Genomic DNA, 325 nt, shown 5'->3' with positions numbered 1-325 from the left:
TTTAACAATTCCATTCGCAAAAGTTGTGGCAATGAATCCGAATATTCGCCTCCCTTTTAAACGCTATGAAATTGGGAAAGTATTTCGAGATGGTCCGATTAAACAAGGACGATTCCGTGAGTTCATTCAATGCGACGTTGATATCGTTGGTGTAGAATCTGTCATGGCGGAAGCTGAACTCATGAGCATGGCATTTGAACTGTTCCGAACGTTAAACTTAGAAGTAACGATTCAATATAATAACCGAAAATTATTAAATGGTATTCTCCAGTCTATTAACATCCCTACTGAATTAACGAGTGACGTAATTTTATCATTAGACAAA

General features: G+C 36.9%; 1 protein-coding gene. It reads left to right on the top strand.

Annotated features, from left to right (window positions below; all coding sequences use genetic code 11):
- Nucleotides 1–325, top strand: a 325-nt coding sequence (locus KI356_RS26115) for an ATP phosphoribosyltransferase regulatory subunit (protein WP_369009436.1), incomplete at both ends; no start/stop codon positions are given.

This window comes from Bacillus hominis (genome assembly GCF_018332515.1).
GTDB classification, from domain to species: Bacteria; Bacillota; Bacilli; order Bacillales; family Bacillaceae_G; genus Bacillus_A; species Bacillus_A hominis.
This window is presented reverse-complemented; position numbering and strand designations above follow the sequence as displayed.